Source organism: Arthrobacter sp. Y3221157 (genome assembly GCF_059089865.1).
The window spans coordinates 1-24,313 of sequence record NZ_JBNHFD010000017.1 but is presented as its reverse complement, the minus strand read 5'-3'; the positions used below and the strand labels follow the sequence as shown (position 1 = coordinate 24,313).

Sequence of the window (24,313 nt, the reverse complement as noted above, 5' to 3'; positions counted from 1 at the left end):
CTCGTGGAGTTCGTGGATGAGGCAATCCACGAGTGAGCCAAAAACCACCTGTCGCAGGTGGACATGCTTGTCGACAGGCGCAGACAGCTAACGCTGAGCGAGTGGCTGTGGATCGTTCACATAATAGGTGTCTATTCGTCGTGGTAGGTGTTGGCGATGTAAACATCACAGGGTGCGTTGTGCGCGACGCTGTTGGCTACGCTGCCCAGCAGTCGGCCAATCCCTCGCATTCTTCGGTTGCCGACTACAATCATCGTTGCATCAAGGCGGATGGCCTCCTTGATCAGTGCCTCCGCCGGTTTGCCCCGAGCAGCAAAGTGCGTCACATGCACTCCGTCCTCATCGGTTTTGGTCAACATTTTGGCGACGTTTCCGGCACTATCTGCCTCTGAGAGAATGAGCCGGTCTGAGCCATGTCCAAGGGCTTCCACACGCTCGTTGTCAAAGGCTGTAACGACGTGAAGAGAGGCGCCCAAAGCTTCGGCAAGGCCCCGTGCGCACTCTGCCGCTTTCATGGCCGTTTCGCTGCTGTCGACTCCGACAACTATTACTCCACTCATTTTCTTCCTTAGCTTGTGATCTTCATGCAGCCCCGCGGCTAACCGGACAATGGGTTGAAGCTGCCAGCTACAACCGCTGGCAGCTTCAATCAAGGGAAACAAGCCGGACCGTTCTTAGCCCCGGACTGCTCAGCTGTGAGGTTGGTCCTGGTCCGTCGCGCTCGACTTGCTGGTTGCTTCTAGAGGACTGATTTCAGGTAGCGGACAGACTTAATGAAATCCTCGTCCAGGTGGGGTTCGCACTTTGCTTCCATGGTGAGCTTGCCTGTGTAACCGTCGGCTTTCAGGGCAGCAACCTGACCGGCGATGTCTGTAACGCCGATGCCGAAGTGCTGCCATGTCATGACACCATCGATGAATTGCCCGTCTTTGAGGTGGACATTCCTGATATAGGGCTTGAGCATTTCGTAGCTTTCGCGGAAGTGTCGCTGTTCCGCCTCGTAGAGGTTGCCGGTGTCCCACACATAGCCGAAGTTGTCCCTCCCTACGCCCTTGAGCAGGGCCAGGCAGTTCTCTCCCGTGTCCGCCCATGAGCCCGGAATGTTCTCGAGCTGGACAGTGAATCCGCGCTTTCCGGCCCGGTCCGCTGTATCACCGAGGATATCGATGACCCGCTGCAGGTCTGCTTCAGTGTCTCCGGCGGCGCGCTCAACACCGAAGACGATGAGGGTATTGATGCCCATGCGTTCGGCCAGGTCCAGGCTCATGTCCAGGATGCCGTTGGAGTGCAGGGACAGAAGGTCGCTGTTGAGCGGGGCCTTGTAAAGCCCGGGGGAAACGGCGGAGAGAGTGATCTCGTAGTCTTTTGCATACGTCTTGAGACGATCCCATGCGGCCGCTTCCACTACCGGGAAGCGCTTGGCCTCGACCATGCGGATTTCGACGTCACTGATGCCTTCCGCTTTGGTCGCTTCAAAGATTTTGGGGAACGCGGCAGGGGACCGGTCGGGGGTGACTTCGTCCGTTACTGTCGACAGGATCATTCGGGATTTCTTCTTTCTATTGTGATGGGGTTCTGTTCGTGCGGGGGAAATGTCAACCTTTGACCGCTCCGGAGGTCATGCCGCGGACCAAGGATTTTTGCAGCAGCAGGTAGACCAGCAGGGACGGTATAAGGGCCAGGAAAGCGCCGGCCATGAGAACTCCGGTGCCCACTTGCACGTCAGCCCGGAGACTGGCCAACGCTACCGTGATGGTGTAGTCGGCGGTGCTGTTGGCTGCGATCAGGGGGAGCAAGTATTGGTCCCAGACGCCAATGAAGCCGAAGATCGTGACGACCCCCAGCGCGGGTTTACAGAGCGGAAGAATCACCTGGAACAGCATCCGGAAATCGCCGGCGCCGTCTATTTTTGCTGCTTCCTCAATTTCGTCCGGAATGTCCTTCATGAACGCCGTCATCACCAGGATGGAGAAGGCGGAAGCCGCCACAGGCAGGGCGACAGCCCAGATGGTGCCCCTCATGTTGATGCCCGTCAGCGGTACGTCCCCCAGGATTACAGCCAAGGGAACAGCCACGACTTCCTCAGGCAGCATCATTGTGGCCAGGAACAGCCCGAGTATGACGGCCTGGCCGCGAAAGCGGTGCCGTGCCAGTGCGTAGGCGGCGGTCACGGCAGCGATGATCTGCAGAAGCAGCCCAAAGCCCGCGATGAGTACGGAGTTCAGGAAGAAGCCCCAGACGCCACGGTCCGTGGCCACTTCGAAGTTGCGGAAGCTGGGGTTTTGCGGAATGAGGCTTAACCGGGTGGGATCTGAGTTGAGGTCGAAGGCACTGGCGATGATCGCCAGGATTGGCCCGGCAAAAAGCAGTACCACCAGGCCGGCAAGGCCGAGCCGCAGGAACACGGACGACTTTCGGTCGCCTTTCCACCCAAGGGCGGTTTCGAACCGGCCGTCCTGTTGGGCGCTGTGCCGGATTTTGCCGGTCGAAGCCGGTTCGGGAGTTATGTTCTTAATGGACACGATCATCACCCTTCCTTGCGTCGCCGCATTACCAGCACTGCACCCAGAGTCATGACCACCGTGGCCAGTAGCAGCAGGACCGAGGCGGCAGAGGCCACTCCGATGTCATTTCGTTCGAAGCCCAGCGAGTAGACGCGGGTCATCCAGACGTCGGTGGCACCCGAAGGACCTCCTCCGGTCAGAACCCATACGTCGGTGAAAACCCTGAGGCTTCGGATAGCTGCGAGGACGATCACGATCGTCATGGCAGGACGGAGCGCCGGCATTACGATGTATCGCAGCCGCTGCCACGTATTTACTCCGTCAATGGCGCCGGCCTCATACAGGGAGCGGTCAACGGCTGCCAGGCCCGCGAGGAGGATGACCATGTTGTAAGGGGCCCCCTGCCAGATGCCTACTGCCATGACTGCACCCAGGGCGGTGTCCGGGTCCTCTAGGAATCGGACCGGCCCTGCTCCTACCAGGCCCAATAAGGCGTTGATCACGCCATCAGGAGCGGGGTAGTAGATGATCCGCCAGATTTCCCCGATGACCGCGGTGGCTGTTACCACCGGCAGGAACGCGAGGGTCCGGACAAATGCCAGGCTGCGGCTTGCTCCTTCCAGGATCATTGCCAGTGCCAGCCCGCCAAGGACTGCTCCAATGGACTGGCCGACGCCGAGCAGCAGTGTGTGCCTGATGGCGGCTCCGAACTTGGGATCCGACAGGACGGTGTTGTAGTTGTCGAAGCCCACCCAAATATCACCGAGGAAAGGCCGCACGTCGTGGAAACTCATTGAGATTCCGGCAAACATCGGAATGAACTTGAAGTACAGGAAAAGCAGGAGGGCAGGGAAGAGCAGGAACCACACCATCCAGGGGAACGCCTTACGACGACGTCGCGTGGGAGCTTCTGCTGGTCTGCCGTGCCTGACCTGCCGCCGCTCCATCGCCGGTGCCGTGCCCGGCACCGGCGCGGAAGCCGATGCCGGGTGGACGATCTTCTCCATCATTTGAGAGCGTCCCTGCTTTTCAGATCCTCGGTGATGCGGTCCGCGAGGGCTGACAGTTCCTTCGGGACATCGGAGGAGCACTGCCCGAACATCGAATTAAGCGTCTCGGCCACATCCTGGCGAATAACGGTGAAATCGATCTCGGAGGGCAGGAGTTGGGAATCGGAGAGCTGTTCCTGGACCACATTCCAGCGGGGATCGCCATAAACCTCAGCTGCGTCCACTGATTCGTTGACCGGGAGCCGGACCACGGGCTGCCCTGGGGCGGTCATGCCAATCTTTTGGGCCTCTTCAGAGATGAGGAATTCTGCCAGGGCCTCTTGCTTGTCAGGTTTGTTGGTGGAGGCCCCGAAGTAGATGCTGGTCCGTTCCGTCAGCGTTGTACTCCCGCCGGGCCCTTCGGGCGCGGTGATGACCTCGTACTTGTCCTTGCCCGGTGACTTGTCGAAGTTCACGAAGGCGTAGGGGCCGGTCTGGTAGATCCCGGACTTGCCTTCAGCAAAGAACGGCGTGGCACTGGCATTGGTGAGCGCGCCGGGCTGGACCATGTTCGGAGTGCAAAACCATGATTTCAACCAGGTGACCGCTTCCACCGTTTGGGGGTTGTCCACCTCGACGCTGTATTTCCCGTCACCGCCGCTGACGATCGAGCCGCCGCGCTGCCAGATGTAGGACGAAGCCCACCATGTGAAGAATCCACGATCGGTTGTTCCGGGTACTGTCATCCCGTACGTATCACCGTTGACGCCGTTGCCGTCTGGGTCTCCCGTTGCGAATGCCGTAGCGAGGGCCAAGAGTTCTTCGTGGTTCTTTGGGGTCTCGATGCCGAGCCGTTCCCTCCAGTCCTTGCGGATGAAGGTCACCTGGGCATGTTGGCTGAAGGGAACTCCGTAGGTGTTGCCGTCGGCTGCCTTGACCGAGTTCCAGGAAGCGTCACTGAGCTGATCCGCTCCTTCGATCGCGTTTCGGTCAACTGAACGGAGCATGCCTTTGTCCGCGTAGCTCGCCATGCTCGACTGGTCGTAGATCATCACGTCCGGAAGGTCCTTGGATGCGGCGCGGGACTGCAGTTGCGTCTCGAACTCCACAGTGGCCAGGTAGTCCACCTTGATGCCGGTCTTTTCTGTGAAGGCGTCAAGCACGGCCTGGTAAGTCTTTGCGGCCTCCGGGCCGCTTCGCGACCAGACTTCCAACGGCTGGCCGTCATCGGCGGTGCTCGCCGGTTGGGATGACGAGCATCCTGCTGAGCAAATCAAAGCGACCGAACATCCCGCTGCCATAAGCGAGCGGAGAAGAGTCAATTTAGTCATGGGTTGATCCTCGGCTCTTCCTCCAGCATGGAGGCCCTCAATTTGAGGTTGGAATCGACTGTACCCAGCTAAAAGACGTTTGTGAGCGGCATCACCATACGCACTCAAGATGCCCATATCGTGCTTTCCGATGGATACCCTTGCTCTGGGATAATTGTGATCCGCACCAAAGGGAGTACATGGACACCTGGAAGCTTGAAGCGTTTGTGAAGACTGTCGATCTGGGCAGCATTTCACGCGCCGCGATCGCTCTTCACCTAGCCCAGTCTGCCCTAGTCAGCACTTGTCGAATCTCGAAACCAGGCTGGGTGTGAAGCTGCTGGTCAGAACCAAGCATGGCGTCGAACCCACCGCAGCGGGGCGAGTTCTGTATAGGCATGCTCAACTGATCGTCCGAGGAGTCGATAACGCCGTGCAGGAGGTCAAAGCGGTATCAGATGGCCCCAGCGGACGGGTTTCAGTTGGCTTGGCCCCGTACAGCCTTGCCACCGAGCTGGCGGTCCCGCTCATTGAAGCCGTTCGGGAAGCAGCGCCAAAAATCGTCCTGCATGTCAGGGAGAATTTCGGCTCAATTTTGAGTGAAGCAATAGCAACCGGGCAGATGGATTTGGGCATCCTCTACACCCCGGTTCCTCTGCGGGCCGTGCACGTCGAGCCGCTTCACCGCGAGCGACTCTACCTGGCGACGAGTGTACGGTCAGATCTCCCGGATCCTGTCCCCTTCACAGCCCTGACTGACGTGGGCGTCTTTTTGCCCTCGCGCCAGCACTCCATCCGACTTGCTGTGGACGCCGCCTTCCAACAGCACAACCTCTTCCCACGGCTGCTAGGTGAGGTCGAATCGATGCCTACGCTGCTTGAACTCATTGGCAGAGACCTGGGGGCAACCATCCTGCCGTTGTCAGCATTTCCGTCCCTGGAAAAGTATCCCGATGTCCAGCTCCACGAACTTGAGGACCCAATTACCGAGATAGGCCTTGCCCTGTGCACTGGCAGTCACCAGCCTCTGTCTGAGCAGGCCCGCGTCGTCGAGGTCATCCTGAAGGAACTACTGGCCAAGCACGCCGGCATCACAGCGCCACACCGGCCGGCTACGGATGCTTCAGGCTAGGTCTGCATACTCCGATCCGCACCGGCGCAGCGCAGCTGGAGTTTCCGAAGGTCCTTTCCACAGGGCTGCGGGGTTGAATGTCTATCAGGCCCTCCTTTTCCCGCCCGTGCGTGGGGTCACGGGTATGTGCCCCTCGCCCAAGTCATCGCGATCAACCACCCTCTGGGCCGCGGCAGGGAGTTCCGTGTCATAAGCAACGCTTATCCGTCCACGCACTTTAGGTCTTATCCATAACTGCATCTCACTCCCTAGGCTCAAAAGGAGATTAAGTCCTGACTCCGAACCTTGGAAGAGAACATGCCTGAATTCATACCCGCTTCGCGCGTCTCCCGTATCAAGTCCTCGGCGAGCGTGGCCGCCGCCGCGCGTGTCCGGGAACTTAAGGCAGAGGGTCGCCGCGTCCTGGACCTCACCGTGGGTGAACCTGATTTTGACACCCCGGACAGCATAAAGGCGGCGGCAGTGGCGGCCATCGAGGCTGGCGACACGAAGTACACGTCCGTCACCGGAACGCCGGCCCTACAGACGGCAGTCCTGCAGACGCTGGAGCTGCGCACAGGGCTGCACTACTCGGCCAACGAGATAACCATCGGTGGCGGTGCCAAGCAGGTCATCTTCACAGCATTCATGGCCTCACTTGACGCCGGAGACGAGGTCATCGTTCCCGCGCCGTACTGGGTCTCGTACCCCGACATGGTCCTCGCCAATGAAGGCACACCCGTCATCGTCCCGTGTCCTGAGGAAGACGGCTTCAAGCTGACTCCAGGTGCCCTCGAAGCAGCCATTACTGACCAAACCAAATGGTTGATCCTCAACACCCCGTCGAACCCGACAGGAGCTGTCTACACCCGCGATGAACTGCGCGCGCTGGCTGACGTTCTGCTCCGCTTCCCGCAGGTCTACGTCCTGACGGATGAAATCTACGACCAGATCTACTTCGGGGAGGGCCGGCTCTGCAGCCTGGTGGAAGTAGCATCAGAACTCAAGGACCGGATCCTTGTAGTCAACGGGGTATCCAAGGCATATGCCATGACAGGCTGGAGGCTGGGTTACGCCGTTGGTCCCGCCGGAGTTATCAGTGCCATCAACAAACTTCAGTCCCAGATTTCCTCCTGCCCTTCTTCGATCAGCCAAGCCGCTGCCGCTGCAGCAATGACCGGCGATCAATCCTTCATTCGAACCAACACAGAGGTCTACCGGAGCCGCAGGGATCTTGCAGTAAACGGTCTCAACAGCATTGAGGGGCTCGCCTGCTCCACCCCCGAGGGCGCCTTCTACGCCTACGTCAACTGCACTGGCGTCATGGGCAAGAAGACTCCCGAAGGAACCGTGATCAACAACGATCAGGACTTTGTTCTTTACCTCCTGAACAACGCATCCGTTGCGGCAATTCCGGGATCAGCCTATGGACTGGGGCCTTACTTCCGAATCTCGTATGCCACAAGCCACTCGGTAATTGAAGAGGCAATCGCCGCCATCGGCAAAGCCGTCCAAGCACTCATCTAAAACCAGTACCAAAGGAAACTCTTATGATTCACGTCAAAACCAACATCGAGCGCCCCTCTGAAGATGTGGTCAGCAGGCTCAGCAAATTCTCGTCCGCTACCATTCACGAGGCCCAAGGCCGAAAGGGAGCCTTGAGCTCCAAAATCAAGCCCATTGACCGTTCCATGTCCTTTTGTGGCCCGGCCCTTACGGTACGTTGCGCCCCTCGGGACAATCTGATGCTGCAGGTGGCTATCCATTACGCACAGGCTGGAGATGTCGTCCTGGTGTCTGCCGGCGAATTCGAAGAAGCAGGCACTTTCGGCGACGTCCTCGGAAACGCCATGAAGGCCAAGAACCTGGCCGCGATGGTGACCGACTCCGGTGTCCGTGACACAAAAGAGCTCATCGAGCTCGGCCTTCCCGTGTTTTCAGGCAGCGTCTGCATCAAAGGAACCGTCAAGGAAACCATCGGGCCCATCAACCATCCGGTGGTCTTCGGGGACGAAGTCATCTACCCCGGAGATATTCTTCGCGGTGATGCCGACGGCGTTGTCGTCGTCCGCAAAGATGAAGCTGAAGACGTGATCCGCCTGTCGCAGGAGCGGGAGGACGCCGAGCGTGAACTGATTCGTCTCTATCACGAAGGCGGCACCACGATAGAACTGTGCAACCTGACGAACGTGCTCAAGGCCAAGGGCCTGCTCGTTGAGGACGCCCTCTAAAATTCGTGGCAGTGTTAGTGAGGGCCCCATGTCATCTACGACATGGGGCCCTCACTAATCCTGACAACGTACTTTTAACAAGCGAGGAGGGTCCTGTCTCAGAGACAGGACCCTCCTCGCTTGCTAAGCGTAATGTCACGAGCCGACTGCACTGGCGGTCCTTGTCTGCCCGGGAAGCGGATAGGCGGGCGGCCCAAAAAACCCTTCCTGAAGCTCCCAAATCACGGCGGTCGATTCCACAGTCGGCATGACACTGCCCTGGAACACGAAGACCGGCTGGCCGTTGTCTCCTTCCGGCCGCCAGAAGCCATTGGTGGGGCAGTGGGTCCCTGTTCTGGCCACAAGCCGAGGGCTGGCCCCAAGCGGCTTCCGGTACACGCTACGGATCTTCTTCACGGTAGGCTCCAAATCGCAATTCTGAGGAATAATGCCAAGGCGGCTTTGCCTTTGTATTTCCAGATTAGATTCGGGCCGCAGGAACCGCTAAGACCAGAATTGAGTGTCCTGATAAGCAATTTTTATGGGACGCTGTAACTCTGCTTGCCGTATTTGTCACTGAGCATCTCCTGGAGCATTTCCTTCAGCACAAGAAGCACCGCCGACGCCGCTTCCGAAAGGGGTTCGTGATCAGGGGTGCATAAAGCGATTTTGCATTGCAGTTCCGGATCTATGATCCGCAAGACATGGAAATCCTCTGCGTGAAATAGGGCATCGGCAGCCGACTTCGGCAGGATAGTCGCCCCAAGATCTGCCCGCAACAGTCTCGTCAGCGACGGCACCGACTCCACTTCTCCTACCAGCCGCAGTGTTAACCCCTTGCTTTGCAGGCCACCTTCAACGATCTGCCGCAGGGTGTGATTCTGTTCGGGTAGGAAGAGTCCGAACTGGGAGGCGTCCGCCAGGGAGATCTCTCCTGACTCCTGATTGGCTCGTCCTGTTCCATTGACGACCAGGTGCAGGTCTTCCACGATCATCGTGGTGAACTGCACCCCGCGAATTGGGCCGGGCTCGTAAATTAGGGCCATGTCCAGCCGCCCATTTTTGATGGCTTCGCTCAGAACCCCGCCGTATATCTCTGTGAGATGGAGAACGATGTCTGGGTACCTGCGTCCCACCTCACTGATGATTTGGGGCGTAAGGCTTGAGGCCATGCTGTACGGAGCAATGGCTATCGAGACGCGTCCGGAGGGTGCGGCACCTGAACGCGCCACGTCATCACGGGCCTGTTCAACCTGCCGCAGGATCGTCTGGGCATGGCGATACAGCGTGTGGCCTGCGGCGGTAGGGACGACCCCCTGCTTACTCCGAATCAGAAGACGTTGTTTCAGCTCGCTTTCCAACGCGGAAACCTGCTGACTGAGGGCAGGTTGAGCGACGTGCAGAGCCGCAGCCGCACGAGTGATGCTTCCGGAGTCAACGATTTTCACGAAGTACGCAAGTTTCCTGGTGTCCATCTTTCCTCTGCTCGATCTGAAGCGGCACCGGGTCATACATAAAAGTTATGGCGGGATATGCATTAGGTCTTTGTGTGACCCATCTCGCGCCCACTAATCTGAGATCCAGAACACTTCTGTTTGATACACAGATTATACCCGTCCAAACATAAGTCGTTCCTATGGCGGTATAGGCCTTTTGCATAGTTGCCCATATCGACTTAGCTGATTCTTTTACAAACCGGAAATATACGTTCTATAGCTTCCAGCAAGCAATTAAACGACGTCGTTATTTGCCTCCTACTTAGGAAAGAGCCACAGAATGAAATTTATCGCAAAGGGCAGGATCGCGCTGGCCGCGGCCGCTGCTGCAACGCTCGTACTCACTGGCTGCGGAGGTGGCTCCTCGACCCCTGCTGACGGTGGCAGCGCCACCTCAGGTGAAGTGAACCTGATTGCTTACTCCGGTGTGTGGCAGGACCAATACACCGCCGCCGTGATTGAACCGTTCAAGGCGAAGTACCCGGACATCAAGATCAATTACGCGTCCAAGCGGTCCTCAGCTGAGATGCTCAGTGCGCTGCAGGGGCAAAAGAACAACCCTGCAACCGATGTGGCCATCATGGATAACTCGGTCTCCACCACAGGGAACAAGCAGGGCCTGTTTGAGAAAGTGGACGAGGCAAGCGTTCCCAACCTGGCGAACGTCCCCGAAAAGTTCCGGGACAAGGAGGGCTTTGGCCCAGTGGCCATGCTGGACGCTGTCGGACTGCTCTACGACACCGCCACCTTCCCCACACCGCCACAAAGCTGGAAGGTGCTCTGGGATCCGGCATACGCCGGCAAGATCAACGTCAACGCCCCGCCGTCCCTGCTGGGCCTGTCCCTGACGGCCATCACCTCGAAGATGGAAGGTGAGGACTACACCAAGAGCATCGACGCCGCTGTGACTCGCCTGAAGGAGATGGCACCGGGTGTTCAGACCTTTGCTCCCAACCCCGACGAGTACCAGAACGTCATCACGGGTCAGACTGTGCTCGGCCTTGGCCAGAACGCACGCGGCCAGTTCTACAGCGACCAGAGCAACAAGAAGATGGGCGTCACCTTCCCCGAGGAAGGCACTGTCTACCAGATCAACACCATCAACCTGGTGAAGGACGCTCCGCACTCTGCGGCCGCCAAGACATTTGTGGACTACGCACTCTCTGCTGAGGCACAGACCGCATTCGCCAAGGCACTCTTCTACGCCCCCTCCGTCACCAATGCGGACCTGCCAGCAGACGTGAAAGACCGCGTCGTCCCCACCGACGGCTCCGTGAACATCGTTCCGCTGGATGTGGAATTCCTGTCCTCGGCCCGCGACCAGTGGACCGACACCTGGAAGCGCGAAATCATCACCAAATAGTCACCACCGGTGCCCCTCCCAACTTTCCCTTCAGGAGAAGTGAATCCCGTGAATGAAGCAAAACTGTCGATCGAAAATCTGACCAAAAGATATGCAACCGGTCTGGAACCCGCCGTCGACCGCCTGAACATGAAAGTGGAGGAGGGGCACCTGGTTGCGCTCCTCGGCCCGTCGGGCTGCGGCAAGACAACAACCCTGAGGATGGTGGCCGGCCTGATGGACCCGACCGCTGGCTCCATCGTGGTGGACGGCAAGGAAATCACCCATACCCCCGTCAACAAGCGGGGAATGGGCATGGTGTTCCAGTCCTACGCCCTCTTCCCGCACATGAACGTTGAACAGAACGTGGCCTTCGGCCTGGAAATGCGCCAGACCCCCAAAGCGCAGCAGAAAGCCCGCGTGGCAGCCGCACTGGACATGGTCCAGCTCGGCCACCTCGGCAAGCGCCAGACCAGGGAACTCTCCGGCGGGCAGCAGCAGCGCATCGCCCTGGCCCGCGCCCTGGTGGTGGAACCAACACTGCTCCTGTTGGACGAACCGCTGTCCAACCTCGATGCCAAGCTCCGCGAAACCATGCGTACCGAAATCCGGTCCATCCAGCAGCGCACCAAAGCAACTACGCTCTTCGTCACGCACGACCAGGACGAGGCCTTGGACATGGCCGACCGGATCGCCGTTATGAACGGTGGCCTCATTGAGCAGTTCGGATCACCCACCGAGGTGTACCAGCGCCCCCGTACGCATTTCGTGGCCAACTTCATCGGCCAGGCCAACTTCCTTCCCGCCCGGGTGGGTGCCGAAACCGGACCGGCAAACACTGCCGGGGAAAGCTTCTACAAGGTGGATGTCGATGGACTGGGCCAGTTCGGCGCTGTCGGGACGGCAGGCCTGTCCGGCGAAGCCCACGAACTGGTTATTCGTCCGCACCGACTCAACGTCTCCCTTCACGCCGGGGCGACGCAGGGAGCCATGGCGGGCGCTATTGAGCGGGTCAGCTATACCGGGGACGCTTTGTCCGTCGCTGTCCGAGTGGGTGACCAGCAGTTGCAGGCGCAGATGCTGACCGGCAGCGGCGAGCTGCCTCGCATCGGGGACGCCGCGTACCTCTCGTGGTCAGCGGAGGATGCATACCTGCTCCCTGAGCCTGCGGCGCAGCAAAGGCTGGCGGCATGACACTCCTGCGACCCCCTGCCGCCCCGGCGAAGAGCCAGGCCCAGGATGAGGGGCAACTGGAACGGGCCACTGAGCGGAGGAACCGCCGCACTTACTTGGCGCTGCTGCTGCCTGGGCTTCTCGGCCTGCTGGTGAGCTTTGTCTTCCCGCTGGCCTATATGGTCCGGATGTCCTTCAATGAGGGCGCCCCGGACGGCGTCATTATTGAGACGTTCACGCTGGACACCTACATTCGGCCCCTAACCGACCCCTACTACTGGCGGGTCACCCTGGATACCTTCCAGATGGGCGTCACCGTAGGCGTCCTGTGCGTCCTGGTGTCCTACCCTGTGGCCCTCTTCCTGGCCCGCAGCACCAGCAAATACCGTGGCCTGCTCATCGCCATCGCCATCGCCCCGCTGCTCACGTCGGCTGTGGTCCGAACCTACGGCTGGATGGTCATCCTCGGAACCAACGGGCTGGTCAATTCCTCCTTGGACGGGCTCGGCCTGATTGACACACCCCTGAAGCTCACCAACAACATGACAGGCGTGACCATCGGCCTGGTGGAAATCTTCATGCCATACGCCATCTTGGCCATGATCTCCGGGTTCGGCCGGCTCAGCCCCCAACTCGAGGAAGCAGCAGGTTCCCTCGGCGCCAGCAAGTTCAAGGTCTTCACCCGGGTCACGCTCCCGCTGTGCCTCCCGGGCCTGCTCACGGCGTTCCTGCTGGTATTCGTACTTTCCATCAGCACGTTCATTACGCCGCGGCTCTTGGGCGGCGGCAGTGTGCAGGTCCTTGCCACCGAGATCTACGACCAGACCACCGGCCTGCTCAACTGGCCCTTCGCGGCCGCCCTGTCCGTCATCCTGCTGGTGCTTTTCGGCCTGATCATCGCCATCTACCAGCGCCTCACCAAGAAGATCGGAGGCTGAACCATGAGCGACGTCAAGGTATTCAAGCCGCGCTTCAATCCCGCCAAACCCGCCTTCGGGCTGCTGGTGTTCCTGCTCTACCTGTTCCTGCTTGCACCACTGCTGATCGTGTTCGTAGTGTCCTTCGCCTCCAACCAGTACCTGTCCTTCCCCCCGGAGGGGTTCACCCTGAAGTGGTACGAGATGCTGCCGCAGGAAAGCACCTTCATGGAGGGCATGAAGGTCAGCCTGATCGTGGCCGTCATCGTCACCCTCATTGTCCTCGCGCTGGGCGTGCCGGCCGCACTGGCCCTGGAACGATTCGAGTTCAAGGCCAAAGCCGCCGTCCAGTCGTTCTTCCTCTCTCCGCTGCTGATCCCCAGCATCGTCCTGGCTCTGGGCATGGTCCTGCTCTTTGGGCCCTTGGAGTTGAACAACACCTACGCGGGCATCATCATCGGCCACGTCGCCATCACCATCCCGTTCGTCATCCGGACCACGCTGATGAGCCTGGCCACTACCGACACGTCCTGTGAGGCGGCCGCCCGCATCCTCGGCGCCGACTCCTGGACCGTGTTCCGCCGCGTGACCCTGCCCATCATCCAGCCAGGGGTCATCGCCGGCGGCGTCATCGCCTTCATCGTCTCCTTCGACGAAGCCGTCATCTCACTGTTCGTGGCCGAATCAGGCCTGCCAACCCTTCCCGTACAGGTACTTCGGTATGTGGAGAATTCGGCAGACGCCGCCGTCGCAGCCCTGTCCGTGTTCCTCATCCTGATCTCCTTGGCCGTTGTTGTAGTCGTCGAACGGGTCATGGGCCTCCGGAAAGCCCTACGCTGACCCGGATCCGCCTGTCACCCAGGCCCGAGGTCATAACTGAGAGCTATTGGGGGACACCGATTACGTCTTTGTGTGGGACAAGTCTCGATGGAAGACTTTTCATGGGTCATTGAGGCCACATCTCACATTTCATTTAAAGTCAGCAAGCCTGCCTGCACCCCTGTGCCGGCGAATCTGCTCCTTTCCTCAAATAACCAACCAACACGACACAGGAAGGCGAATCATGGGTCCCACGGTAGATCTCGTTGCAGATCTAGGCGAAGGCTTCGGTGCCTACACTCTTGGAGACGATAATGCGCTGCTGGACATCGTTTCCAGTGCCAACATCGCCTGCGGATTCCATGCTGGGGACCCGGATATCATGAACCGGACCGTTGCTGAGTGCGTGCGACGCGGAGTGAGCGTCGGAGCCCACCCCAGCTTCCCCGACCTTCGTGGTTTTGGACGACGGGCCATGGACCTGACAGCAGATGAAGTACGCAACGACGTTCTTTACCAGCTGGGCGCTTTGACCGCCTTCGCTTCATACCACGGGACGCGTATCTCCCATGTGGCACCCCACGGGCGCCTGGGGAACCTGGTCGCGACCAGGCCGGATTATGCTGCAGCCGTTGCAGATGCCGTTTCGCGAGCGCAGGAGGACCTCATAGTCCTCGCCCAAGACGGAGAACTCGCCACCGCCGCCCGGGAGCGCAATCTCGCCGTGGGCATCGTGGGCATCGCCGACCGTGCATACATGGAAGACGGCACCTTGGTACCGCGCAATCAGGCGGGTGCCGTCATCCATGACCCAAGGACAATCACCGACCGCACCATCAGGATGGTGTGCGAGGGCGTCATCGAATCTGTGGCCGGTACTGACATTCCCATCGTTGCCGACACGGTCCTACTTCATGGCGACAATCCCGGTGCTGTTGAGCTTGCACGCCTCATTCGTGCTGAGCTTACGGCCTCAGGGGTGACCATAGCGCCCCTGGCGCAGGTCCTGGCGGCAAAGGAAACGGCAGCCTGAGATGATTGAAGACTCCACACCAGTAGAAATCCATGAATCCGGTGACGCGGCCCTTCGTGTTGTGGCCGTTTCGGCCGACAGGGACCGGAACTGGAACACTGTCCATGCCCTTGCCGGCTGGCTTGAAACCGCTGGCGCTGACGGCATCCATGGAGCTGTGCCGACCTACGACTCCGTGCTCGTAGAGTTCGACCCCTACCTCACCTCTGCCCGCCAGATTCGTGCGTTTGTCCTTCTAGGGATGCGCCAGCTGGACTTTGTGGGTGCCCCAATGAGGGAACCTCAGGAGTTCAGTGTTCCAGTGGTCTATGGCGGAGAGTATGGTCCGGATCTTGAAATGGTGGCAGACCACGAGGGACTATCCGTCACTGACGTTATCGAGCTGCACACGTCGAAGAGGTACATCATTCGCTGTCTGGGCGCCCCGGCTGGCTCACCGATGATGGACGGTCCGGATTTTCCCGTGCCGGTACCCCGCCTGAAGGATCCGAGACTTTCAGTTCCCGCCGGCGCCGTTTCTGTGGCAGGCAGGCAGGCGGTCATCGCACCAGCGGTTGCCCCCGGAGGCTGGTGCGTGATCGGCCAAACACCGCTGAGCGTGTTGAATGTTGAAAATCATCCGCTCGTTCCGTACCTGCCGGGAGATGTAATCCGATTCCACGAAATTACAGCCAGCGAGTTTGCCCGGTTGGCCGGCAAAGAACTGGAGGCGTCCCGATGACCGGAACTTTAACGGTCCAACTTGCCGGTCATTCGGTGGTCACTGACCTGGGCCGATTCTCAGGACCTAAGTACGGGCTTCCGGTTAACGGCGCCCTTGACCAGTTCTCGGCTCGGGCTGCCAATATTTTGGCCGGCAACACCGATAACGAACCGCTGATTGAGGTGACGGCGCTGGATTTCCGAATGCGGGCAAGCACTGACCTTCTGATCGCGGTCACTGGTGCACCCCTCACGCTTACCGTCGGCGGCCGTGAATACCCCCAGTGGCAACCCGTCTCCGTCCGGGCGGGGGAGATTGTTGCGCTTCAAGGGATCAACGCGGGACTGCGGGCTTACATATCCGTGCACGGGTCCTTCGAAGTTCCCGTCCTGATGGGCAGCTGCGCACCCGATACCGTAGTGGGTTTTGGGCTGCGACTCTCCGAAGGGATTGTGCTCAAGACGCTCAAGAGCGTCAAGCCGGTACGCCAGCCATATTATGATTTGCCGCTGTTCCGGTTCGATCTTGACCTGCCCCGTTTCAGCGCAAACCCGGTCATTGAGGTCACCGACGGCCCCGATATCGAGGAGTTCGGTGAATCAGCCGGTTTGTTGTTCACCGGAACCTATACGGTCAGCGGACGCAGCAACCACATTGGGCTTCGGCTTGGCGGGGAACTGCCCGAACGGCAGGCCACTGGGGAAGTCCTTTCCCGCGGAGTTCCGGTGGGCGCCGTCGAAGTGCCTTCACGTGAGGAACTCCTGGTCCTGCACCGGGGACGAGGGGTGACAGCGGGTTACCCGGTTCTCGCCGTGGTCACGAGCACTTCGCTGGACGTCCTTGCACAGCTGAGGCCCGGTGACAGGATCTGGTTCCGCAAGACGACAGTGGCCGAAGCCACGGCCCAATATCGCGCTGCTATTCGTCAGCTCGAAACCTTGCGAACGACGGTAAACACAGTTTTCGCCCTCTTGGGCATAGGTTCCCCCGGAACGTGGCAGAACCTCGTGCCAGCTGCAGGCACCTGACGAGCAACACTTTCGCATTTGGTACAAAGAAGTAAGGAACTACTGATGTCAACATCAACACGGGTGGTCGGAGCGCACAGTGACCGCCTAGATCCCAAGCAAACCCGAAAAGTCGTAACAGCCGGGTGTGTGGGAATTTTCGTGGAGCTCTACGACAACGGGATATTCGCCTTCATGGCAGGAACGCTCGCCTTGGTCTTCCTGGCGCCGGGCAACCCGGACAACGCCCTGCTGTTTGTATTCGCCGGTTACGCCGTTTCCTTCTTCGTCCGGCCCCTTGGGGCAGTTGTCTGCGGGTACCTTGGTGACATCATTGGGCGGCAGAAACTCTTGGTTTTCGTCATCCTGCTCATCAGCGTCGCCACGGCAGGTATCGGCTTGCTGCCTGGCTACGCCGCCATCGGCATCGCTGCGCCCATTCTGCTAGTGCTGCTCCGGATGCTTCAGGGCTTCTCCGTCGGTGGCGAAGCTGCCGGCGCCATGACCTTCCTGGCAGAACATGCCCCCGAGGGCAAGCGCGGTGTTATTACCTCCTACGCTCAAATAGCCTCTTTCGCGGCCCTGCTTACCGGCACGCTCGTTGCTTACTCCATGTCCCCGTGGCTTACCCAGGAAGCAATCGACGGCGGCGGCTTCGGCGCGTTTGCTTGGCGTATCCCGTTCCTGGTTGCCATCCCCATGGGAATTATCGGCTGGTACATCCGCAAGGCCATCAGCGACACCCCGAACTTCGAGAAGCTGAAGGAAGAAGGCGGGCTGTCCAAGAACCCGCTCAAGGAAGCCTTCGCCTCCGCCGAACACCGCCGCGCCATGCTGCTGGCCCTCTTCATCCCGCTGATGAACGGCTCCGGCTACTATGTCCTGTTCTCCTACATGCCCACGTTCCTAAAGGGCAAGCAGCTCAACTTCACTATCGGTGAAGCCCTGTTGGTTACCGCCTGCAGCCTGGTGGTCATCTGCATAGCCATCCCGTTCATGGGGGCGCTCTCGGACCGTATCGGGCGTAAGAAGGTCATTGCCGGTTCCGCCATCGCCATGGCAGTTCTGGGAATTCCGTCCTACGCGCTCATCGCCACCGGTGAAATGGCGTTCGCCATCCTGGGCGCCAGCATCATGGCAGTGGTCTTCGCCGGCCACACCGCGGTGATCCACATCCTGATCGTCGAACTTTTCCCCACCCGTGTGCGGTATTCAGCCTACGGTCTGGGCTACAACATCTCGTCGGCACTTTTCGGCGGCACCGCGCCGCTGCTAATGACCTGGCTGATCTCCTCCACCGGCAACATCTACATGCCTGCTTTCTACGCAGTGATCACCGCGCTGGGCACGCTTGCCGCCGTCAGCACCGTCAAGGACCGGGCGCACCAGCCGCTCCGCGACGCTTAACAACTTGCCGGCTACTGCCGGGTGAGCCACTACCACTCAACTCTCAACTTCGAATTCAACCCAGCTATTGGAGACTTCCATGTCCTTTTCAGAATATTCAACCGCCTTGGTAACCGGTGCCTCAACAGGAATGGGCGCCGCGATTGTGGAGCTGCTGACCAAGAGGGGCTTGACGGTCCACGCGGTTGCACGTAATGAAGAGCGGCTGAAGGAGCTCGCGGACAACACCGGAGCCATCCCGCACGCCATTGACCTGACCGACACCGCCGCACTAACAGCAGCAGTTTCCGGCCTTGAAGTGGATGTTTTGGTCAACTGTGCAGGCGTCTCGCGCCCCGGCAACATCCTGGATTCCAGCGAAAGCGACATCGACGAACTGGTCGACGTAAACCTCCGCGCTCTGCTGCAACTCACCCGTCTCGTGCTTCCGGGCATGGTGGAACGGGACAACGGCCACATAGTGAACATCAGCTCTATTGCAGGCGTTTACAACTTCTACGGCCACACGGTGTACCACGCGACCAAGGCTGCGGTGCACCAGATTTCCCGTCAGCTCCGCAACGATACCGTGGGCAAGCGCATCCGCGTCACTGAGATTTGCCCCGGACGCGTTGAGACCGAAATTTTTGGTCGGAACATGGGCGGTACCCCGGAAGCCATGGAGGAGGCGTGGAAGACCTACTACGAGGGCTACGAATCGCTTACCACTGATGACATCGTCAACGCCTTGGACTACGCCGTCGAAACACCACGCCACGTGAACGTTGGCATGCTCGAACTGATGCCCACGTTCCAGGTGCCCGGCGGTCTGACCTTTGACCGCCGCGTAGAGACCGTCTGATTCCGCGGCCGCCAGTTCCCCTCTCCAATAACAACCGATAGGCCCTTCCGATGCAGTTAGTGCAAACCGTCAGTTTCCCCGATGCCCAGCTTTTGGCAGACCTGTCCCCGCTTCCTTCTGGGCTCCGGGGAGTGGTGTGGGACATGAAGGACAAGCCGGACTCGGCGCTGGGCAAGATCGATGGCGTGATCCTGCCGTACATTGACGCGTCGGCGGTGCTGGGCTCCCTCGGGTACGTCCCAAACCTCAAATTCGTACAGACGCAGTCAACGGGTTACGACGGGGTTCCGGAGGCAGCCGGTCCGGCTGCGGCAGTTGCTACTGCCTCGGGCGTCCACGCTGCTGCCACTGCCGAGCTCGCGGTGGGACTCATGCTGGCCAAGTTGCGGGGGATTGACCAGGCCGTTCGAGACCAGCAGATTGAGAGCTGGAAGCCCCAGCGCCGTCAGTCCCTGGCCGACCGGCGAATCCTGCTGCTGGGCATTGGCGGCATTGGGAAAGAACTGGCCCGTCGTTTGGAGCCGTTCGAAGTGACGGTTACCAGGGTAGGAAGCTCCGCCCGGACCGACTCGGACGGCCAGGTTCACTCCTCTGAAAATCTTGTTGCCTTGGCCGCGGACCACGACATCCTGGTGTCCGTCCTGCCGCTGAACGACAAGACCCATCATCTGGTGGATGAGAAGGTCCTTTCCGCGTTGCCGGATGGTGCCCTGGTGGTCAACGTCGGCCGCGGAGCTGTGATTAGCACCGATGCCCTCACCCGGGAAGTAATGTCCGGCCGCCTAAACTGCGCGGTGGATGTCATCGATCCCGAACCGCTGCCGACAGGCCACCCACTGTGGTCGGCGGAGAACGCCCTTATCACACCGCACGTGGGCGGCAACGCTTCAGCCTTTGAGCCGCGGATCCTCAAGCTCCTCCGGCGCCAGCTAGAAGCCCTTGCTGCCGGGCAAACCCCGGCGAACCTCGTCCGGCAGGGGGCGTTCTCATGAGCGGACTGTTCGACCTTACCGGGCGCGTTGCCCTTGTCACCGGCTCCAGCCGCGGTATCGGTTCTGCCTTGGCAAGGGCACTGGCGGACGCTGGAGCCACTGTTGTGCTCAACGGCGTCAACGCTGAGCGGCTCAAGGCAGCTGAAACGGCGCTGGCCGCGGATTTTCCACCCGGCCGGATCGCCAGCTGTGGCTTCGACGTCACCGACGCCGAAGCCACCGCGCGGGGCGTCACCTGGATCGAAGAAAACGTGGGTCCGCTGGACATCCTGGTCAACAACGCCGGGATCCAGCACCGGGTGCCCATGCTGGACCTGGACGTTGCCGACTGGGAACGGGTCATTACCACCGACCTCACCAGCGCGTTCCTGGTGGGCCGGGAAGCAGCCCGGCACATGATTCCCCGCGGGCGCGGCAAGATCATCAACATCTGTTCGGTCCAAACCGACCTGGCCCGTCCCACCATTGCACCCTACATCGCGGCCAAGGGCGGCCTCCGGAACCTCACCCGCGCGATGACGGCGGAGTGGGCCTCATCCGGATTGCAGATTAATGGCATCGCGCCGGGCTACATCCACACCGAGATGACCCAGAACCTGGTGGATGACGAGCAGTTCAACTCCTGGATTCTAGGCCGGACCCCAGCCCACCGGTGGGGCACCGTGCAGGACCTGGCGGGACCGGCCGTTTGGCTTGCATCCAGCGGATCGGATTTCGTCAACGGCCAGACCATTTTTATCGACGGCGGAATGACGGTGGTGGTGTAATGCTGACATCGCGAGAACTTCCGCAGTCCGGGCCTGCCGTTGTCGCCCACGGCGCCGGTGACCTGAGAATCGATACGGTTCTCTTGGGTACCCCTGAGCAGGACGAAGCCGTCATCGAAGTTGCGTTCGGCGGCATCTGCGGTTCAGATTTGCATTACTGGATGCACGGGGCCGCGGGCGAGTCGATCCTGAAAGCACCCCTTGTTCTCGGGCACGAGATATCGGGGGTTGTTGTCCGGGCAGCAGCGGACGGCACCGGCCCAGCTGCTGGAACCCCGGTCACAGTTCATCCCGCTACCCCGGCTCCAGGAAAGGAACGGTATCCATCTGACCGGCCCAATCTTTCACCCGGGTGCACTTATCTTGGCAGCGCCGCACGGTATCCACACAAGGACGGTGCCTTCAGCCGCTATGTCAAACTGCCGACCCGGATGCTGCGCGTCCTTCCGGAGAATGTGGATCTTCGGACCGCTGCCTTGATCGAACCTGCCAGCGTTGCCTGGCACGCCATTTCCCGCGCGGGCGACGTAGAAGGTAAGACGGCGCTGGTCATCGGCTGCGGTCCCATCGGTGCCATGGTCGTAGCTGTACTTAAACGTGCCGGCGCAACCAGAATTGTCGCTGTCGATGTGCATTCCAAGCCACTGGAGATTGCCAGCGCCCTTGGAGCCGATGAAGTTCTCGCCGCTGCCGATGTCAACGCTATCGCGGCGGTGGAGGCAGACGTCGTCATCGAATCCTCCGGCAACCACCATGGACTGACTTCGGCTATCCGGGGTGCAGCCAGGGGCGGAACAGTGGTCATGGTCGGTCTTCTGCCCACCGGGGCGCAGCCAGTTCTCATTTCCTTGGCGATCACCAGGGAGCTGCAGCTTGTAGGATCTTTCCGCTTCAACGACGAGATCGATGAAGTCATCGCTGCCTTGGCCGATGGCACACTGCAACTGGACCCGGTAATCACCCACCAGTACCCCCTGGAGAAGGCACTTGAAGCCTTCGAAGTAGCCCGCAACTCGGCTGAATCCGGAAAGGTTCTCCTGGATTTCTCAGCCAGCACCGACAACTAGAGTTTTCGACGCAAAGATCATGACATGAACTGGGCACTCAGCACCTACGACCGGAAGATATGGAACGTTGCTGACTACAGCAAACGGGACAGAATCTGGCGGCGGGACAGGCGAGGACACCTGGTCTGCCCAGCCTGCCAGGGTCCTGCCCATTTCAGGGCCCGGTCGGGTAACCGTAAACCAGTCTTAGCAGTCAGCCATAAAAGGAACTGCCCCGTGGTCACGGTAACAAGCAGTCCATTCCGCGATCTCCAAAAGACGACGCACCTGCTTATGACTGATCAAGCCGGCACCGACCATAGAACAGGAAAGACATGGACAGGCAAATCCCACCTCTCGTAGTAATGGGCGTCTCGGGGTGCGGCAAATCGACGATCGGCACACTCCTCGGAGCACGACTCGGCATCCCCTTCGCGGACGGCGACGATTACCACTCATCAGCGAACAAAACGAAAATGGGCAGGGGAGTACCGCTTACTGACGAGGATCGGTGGCCGTGGCTCGCAGAGATCGGGCACGCTCTGGCAAACACCGCAGGCAGCAGAACCGGCGTTATCGCCTGTTCAGCACTGAAGCGCAGATACCGTAACTTCCTGCGGACATATGCACCGGAGGTCGTCTTCATCCACTTGGTGGGCGGAACGGGAACCATCACCGAACGGATCAACGGGCGGGTTCACGAGTACATGCCGAGTACTCTGCTGGAGTCCCAACTGGCTACCCTCGAAGCCCCGGACACCGACGAAGCCCACATCACCGTGGATATCAACAACAGCCCGGACGCCATTGTGGACCAGATCCTTGCTCAACTCGAGGGCAAGTTCCGCTAGCGGGATGGTTTCCATGACTGGCAGTGGTGAAGGAGGGATCCGCAGAATATCCCTGCCACCTACCCAGGAGGATCTCATTACAGAGCTCACTCATGGCTTTATTGGTGGACTAGCAGCGCTGGGTGCTGAACATGTCAGCCCCCGACCAGCCGCCTTTGAAAGCTCATTTTCCCGCGCGTGGGCTCACTGGCCTCCGACCGCGCGCACCCCGCTGTCCTCTTTCACCGCCGGTCGCTACGGCTCCAAGGTGATCCTGTACCGCTTACGCGAGGAAGCTTTCGAGGACATGCTCTCCTCCATAGGAGTGGACTTAGAGCACTTTTTCGGCATTTGGGCCCCGCACGCAGCGCCTGAAGAATGGCGCGAGCTCGCCCGCGCATACCTAGCGTACGTGGGGCAACGAACTTCTGCCGTGGGCCCCCAGTCAGTGCCGACACACCAACATGATGAGGGAGAACGGAGACCGACCGGTGTTGAAGTACCCCTGATTGGCAGGAACGGCAACAGGGTGCCGGGCGGGCTGGTGCGCCGCCGCACCACTGCGCTCATGTGGAGCGGAAGGTCACAAGGGCCCAGCTCCAAACATGCAACCGCTTTTTCCGATGACAACGTGTGAGGCAGCAATGGCTAGATATATAAAGGATCCGGAACCCTCCGCTCGCCGCGCAACAATTGCATCGGGCTACCGGTACCGAGGAGCGCGGAAAATAGAGTCGCCAGCGCAGAAGGCTGAGAAATTCCGCGAACTTCTGAAAGAAAATCGCCAGTTGCTTTCATTCAAGTCCAGCAACCTTCGTAGCATCTCATCCCGAATGAACGAGCATATCGCCCAGGCATACGTGGACGGCGTCAAAATTACTGTGCTGGCAGAGGCTGCACAGCTGACACGAGTAGACGTCCGCAGGATAGCCCTGTCGTTTGAGGAACTCTACCCCTCGGAAACACGACCAAAGGATCATCTGGCAAGCATCGCAGCTCTCAGGGACGAGTTGAGCGCTCTCGAAGCCGACAGAATTGCAGTTGAAGAGAAGCGGCTAAAGGTCATAGCCCAGGTTCGGCGTAAGGGCCTGTTGGACGATTACGAACTGGCGTCCCTGACTGGCCTTAATCCGGCTTACGTAGGGAAAATGACATGGGGAGTCAGCCCTCAGGAAGCTACACGACCCTTTACTCGGGGGCTGGGCAAAGCATCTGCTTAGGGCAAATTGTCCGGCCCTGCAAAAGTGTGGCCGAAAGCATGTGCGTGGTGCAGACCGTTCGAACGTTGACCTTGGAAAGAGCACAATTCCTTCGCGGGGGCAGCAACACCCGCATGGGCCTGATAGCGCAGCGGAATTCTCTCTACGCTCTTCAAGCCTCCGAACAAGCGCCTCCTTTTGCCTTTCTCCCAGCGGAAGGAACAGGCACAGGGCCTGCCGAGAAGAGTGCATCGGAAAGCGAGATAAGGGCATCTTGATGCCGTATGGTGACGCCCCTCACGAGGGCAACATTGGCAGGTAGATTCGATACCGAGCCCAGATGAACACCATTGAGGAGCCAGAGTTCGTCGAATTCAGCTCACGCACATTTCTTTTCACTCTCGCCACCACCTGTGTTGATCAAGTCCCTTAAACGGCGACATCAGACTGTCAATGGCCATTAGTTTCTGCCCACGGGCGGCCAGTTGATGTGCCCGCTGGTGGCCAGTAAAACTGCCCGGTGATGGCCAATAGATCTGCCCACTTGGATTCGGCGGGATTGGCCATCGTCGGGTTTGTTAGTTCAGTTGGGTGACTCCTTTTCCGGCGAGGGCCTG

General features: G+C 59.8%; 23 protein-coding genes and 1 pseudogene. 18 read left to right on the top strand and 6 right to left on the bottom strand.

Translation table 11 applies throughout. The features are described 5' to 3' along the window. Positions 1-131: 131 nt before the first annotated feature. The 5 genes from AC5RTT_RS07260 to AC5RTT_RS07240 form a co-directional block, all read right to left on the bottom strand. Positions 132-560, bottom strand: a complete 429-nt coding sequence (locus tag AC5RTT_RS07260; RefSeq protein ID WP_494144648.1) for a universal stress protein — start codon at positions 558-560, stop codon at positions 132-134. Between the two features lie 179 nt (positions 561-739). After that, positions 740-1,543, bottom strand: a complete 804-nt coding sequence (locus tag AC5RTT_RS07255; RefSeq protein WP_494144625.1) for a sugar phosphate isomerase/epimerase family protein — start codon at positions 1,541-1,543, stop codon at positions 740-742. A 52-nt stretch (positions 1,544-1,595) separates the two neighbouring features. Further along, the gene (locus tag AC5RTT_RS07250; RefSeq protein ID WP_494144624.1) at positions 1,596-2,528 is read right to left on the bottom strand and encodes a carbohydrate ABC transporter permease; all 933 of its coding nucleotides are present in this window, start codon (positions 2,526-2,528) and stop codon (positions 1,596-1,598) included. After that, positions 2,528-3,514 carry a carbohydrate ABC transporter permease gene (locus AC5RTT_RS07245; protein ID WP_494144623.1) on the bottom strand — a complete coding sequence of 329 codons (987 nt, stop codon included), beginning with the start codon at positions 3,512-3,514 and terminating at the stop codon, positions 2,528-2,530. Before AC5RTT_RS07245 ends, AC5RTT_RS07250 begins: the two co-directional genes overlap by 1 nt. Beyond that, a complete protein-coding gene (locus AC5RTT_RS07240) occupies positions 3,511-4,824 on the bottom strand; it encodes an ABC transporter substrate-binding protein (protein ID WP_494144622.1) in 1,314 nt (437 codons plus the stop codon). Before AC5RTT_RS07240 ends, AC5RTT_RS07245 begins: the two co-directional genes overlap by 4 nt. Positions 4,825-5,003: 179 nt before the next feature. On the opposite strand from AC5RTT_RS07240, the pseudogene AC5RTT_RS07235 reads away from it, so the two are divergent. From AC5RTT_RS07235 to AC5RTT_RS07220, 4 genes and pseudogenes are all read left to right on the top strand, one after another. Further along, positions 5,004-5,128: pseudogene (locus tag AC5RTT_RS07235) on the top strand (LysR family transcriptional regulator); the annotation flags it as partial. A gap of 6 nt (positions 5,129-5,134) precedes the next feature. Beyond that, on the top strand, positions 5,135-5,935 hold the full coding sequence (locus tag AC5RTT_RS07230; protein WP_494144647.1) for a LysR substrate-binding domain-containing protein: 801 nt from the start codon (positions 5,135-5,137) through the stop codon (positions 5,933-5,935). A 297-nt stretch (positions 5,936-6,232) separates the two neighbouring features. Then, positions 6,233-7,441, top strand: coding sequence for an aspartate transaminase (locus tag AC5RTT_RS07225; protein WP_494144621.1), 1,209 nt, complete (start codon positions 6,233-6,235; stop codon positions 7,439-7,441). Positions 7,442-7,464: 23 nt separating this feature from the next. Beyond that, positions 7,465-8,145 (top strand): 4-carboxy-4-hydroxy-2-oxoadipate aldolase/oxaloacetate decarboxylase, encoded by a 681-nt coding sequence (locus AC5RTT_RS07220; protein WP_494144620.1) that lies wholly within the window; start codon positions 7,465-7,467, stop codon positions 8,143-8,145. Between the two features lie 518 nt (positions 8,146-8,663). Here AC5RTT_RS07220 and nac read toward each other — a convergent pair. Then, positions 8,664-9,599: a nitrogen assimilation transcriptional regulator NAC gene (nac, locus tag AC5RTT_RS07215; protein ID WP_494144619.1), complete on the bottom strand. Its 936-nt coding sequence runs from the start codon at positions 9,597-9,599 to the stop codon at positions 8,664-8,666. 301 nt (positions 9,600-9,900) lie between these two features. On the opposite strand from nac, the gene AC5RTT_RS07210 reads away from it, so the two are divergent. From AC5RTT_RS07210 to AC5RTT_RS07145, 14 genes are all read left to right on the top strand, one after another. Continuing rightward, positions 9,901-10,983, top strand: a complete 1,083-nt coding sequence (locus AC5RTT_RS07210) for an ABC transporter substrate-binding protein (RefSeq protein ID WP_494144618.1) — start codon at positions 9,901-9,903, stop codon at positions 10,981-10,983. Between the two features lie 48 nt (positions 10,984-11,031). Then, positions 11,032-12,156, top strand: a complete 1,125-nt coding sequence (locus tag AC5RTT_RS07205; RefSeq protein ID WP_494144617.1) for an ABC transporter ATP-binding protein — start codon at positions 11,032-11,034, stop codon at positions 12,154-12,156. Next, on the top strand, positions 12,153-13,073 hold the full coding sequence (locus AC5RTT_RS07200; RefSeq protein ID WP_494144616.1) for an ABC transporter permease: 921 nt from the start codon (positions 12,153-12,155) through the stop codon (positions 13,071-13,073). The genes AC5RTT_RS07205 and AC5RTT_RS07200 overlap by 4 nt, the downstream gene beginning before the upstream one ends. A gap of 3 nt (positions 13,074-13,076) precedes the next feature. Beyond that, positions 13,077-13,892, top strand: a complete 816-nt coding sequence (locus AC5RTT_RS07195; RefSeq protein WP_494144615.1) for an ABC transporter permease — start codon at positions 13,077-13,079, stop codon at positions 13,890-13,892. Between the two features lie 223 nt (positions 13,893-14,115). Further along, positions 14,116-14,904 (top strand): LamB/YcsF family protein, encoded by a 789-nt coding sequence (locus AC5RTT_RS07190; protein ID WP_494144614.1) that lies wholly within the window; start codon positions 14,116-14,118, stop codon positions 14,902-14,904. 1 nt (position 14,905) lies between these two features. Next, positions 14,906-15,625, top strand: a complete 720-nt coding sequence (locus AC5RTT_RS07185) for a 5-oxoprolinase subunit B family protein (RefSeq protein WP_494144613.1) — start codon at positions 14,906-14,908, stop codon at positions 15,623-15,625. Next, on the top strand, positions 15,622-16,635 hold the full coding sequence (locus AC5RTT_RS07180) for a 5-oxoprolinase subunit C family protein (RefSeq protein ID WP_494144612.1): 1,014 nt from the start codon (positions 15,622-15,624) through the stop codon (positions 16,633-16,635). The genes AC5RTT_RS07185 and AC5RTT_RS07180 overlap by 4 nt, the downstream gene beginning before the upstream one ends. 45 nt (positions 16,636-16,680) lie before the next feature. Continuing rightward, complete coding sequence (locus AC5RTT_RS07175) at positions 16,681-18,021, top strand: MFS transporter (RefSeq protein WP_494144611.1); 1,341 nt, start codon at positions 16,681-16,683, stop codon at positions 18,019-18,021. Positions 18,022-18,100: 79 nt separating this feature from the next. Next, positions 18,101-18,862: an SDR family oxidoreductase gene (locus AC5RTT_RS07170; RefSeq protein WP_494144610.1), complete on the top strand. Its 762-nt coding sequence runs from the start codon at positions 18,101-18,103 to the stop codon at positions 18,860-18,862. A 50-nt stretch (positions 18,863-18,912) separates the two neighbouring features. Beyond that, positions 18,913-19,854 carry a 2-hydroxyacid dehydrogenase gene (locus AC5RTT_RS07165; RefSeq protein WP_494144609.1) on the top strand — a complete coding sequence of 314 codons (942 nt, stop codon included), beginning with the start codon at positions 18,913-18,915 and terminating at the stop codon, positions 19,852-19,854. After that, the gene (locus AC5RTT_RS07160) at positions 19,851-20,621 is read left to right on the top strand and encodes an SDR family oxidoreductase (RefSeq protein ID WP_494144608.1); all 771 of its coding nucleotides are present in this window, start codon (positions 19,851-19,853) and stop codon (positions 20,619-20,621) included. The genes AC5RTT_RS07165 and AC5RTT_RS07160 overlap by 4 nt, the downstream gene beginning before the upstream one ends. Continuing rightward, the gene (locus AC5RTT_RS07155) at positions 20,621-21,688 is read left to right on the top strand and encodes an L-idonate 5-dehydrogenase (RefSeq protein ID WP_494144607.1); all 1,068 of its coding nucleotides are present in this window, start codon (positions 20,621-20,623) and stop codon (positions 21,686-21,688) included. Before AC5RTT_RS07160 ends, AC5RTT_RS07155 begins: the two co-directional genes overlap by 1 nt. A gap of 314 nt (positions 21,689-22,002) precedes the next feature. Beyond that, a complete protein-coding gene (locus tag AC5RTT_RS07150; RefSeq protein WP_494144606.1) occupies positions 22,003-22,518 on the top strand; it encodes a gluconokinase in 516 nt (171 codons plus the stop codon). 812 nt (positions 22,519-23,330) lie between these two features. Then, positions 23,331-23,717 carry a hypothetical protein gene (locus AC5RTT_RS07145; protein WP_494144605.1) on the top strand — a complete coding sequence of 129 codons (387 nt, stop codon included), beginning with the start codon at positions 23,331-23,333 and terminating at the stop codon, positions 23,715-23,717. Positions 23,718-24,313: the final 596 nt, after the last annotated feature.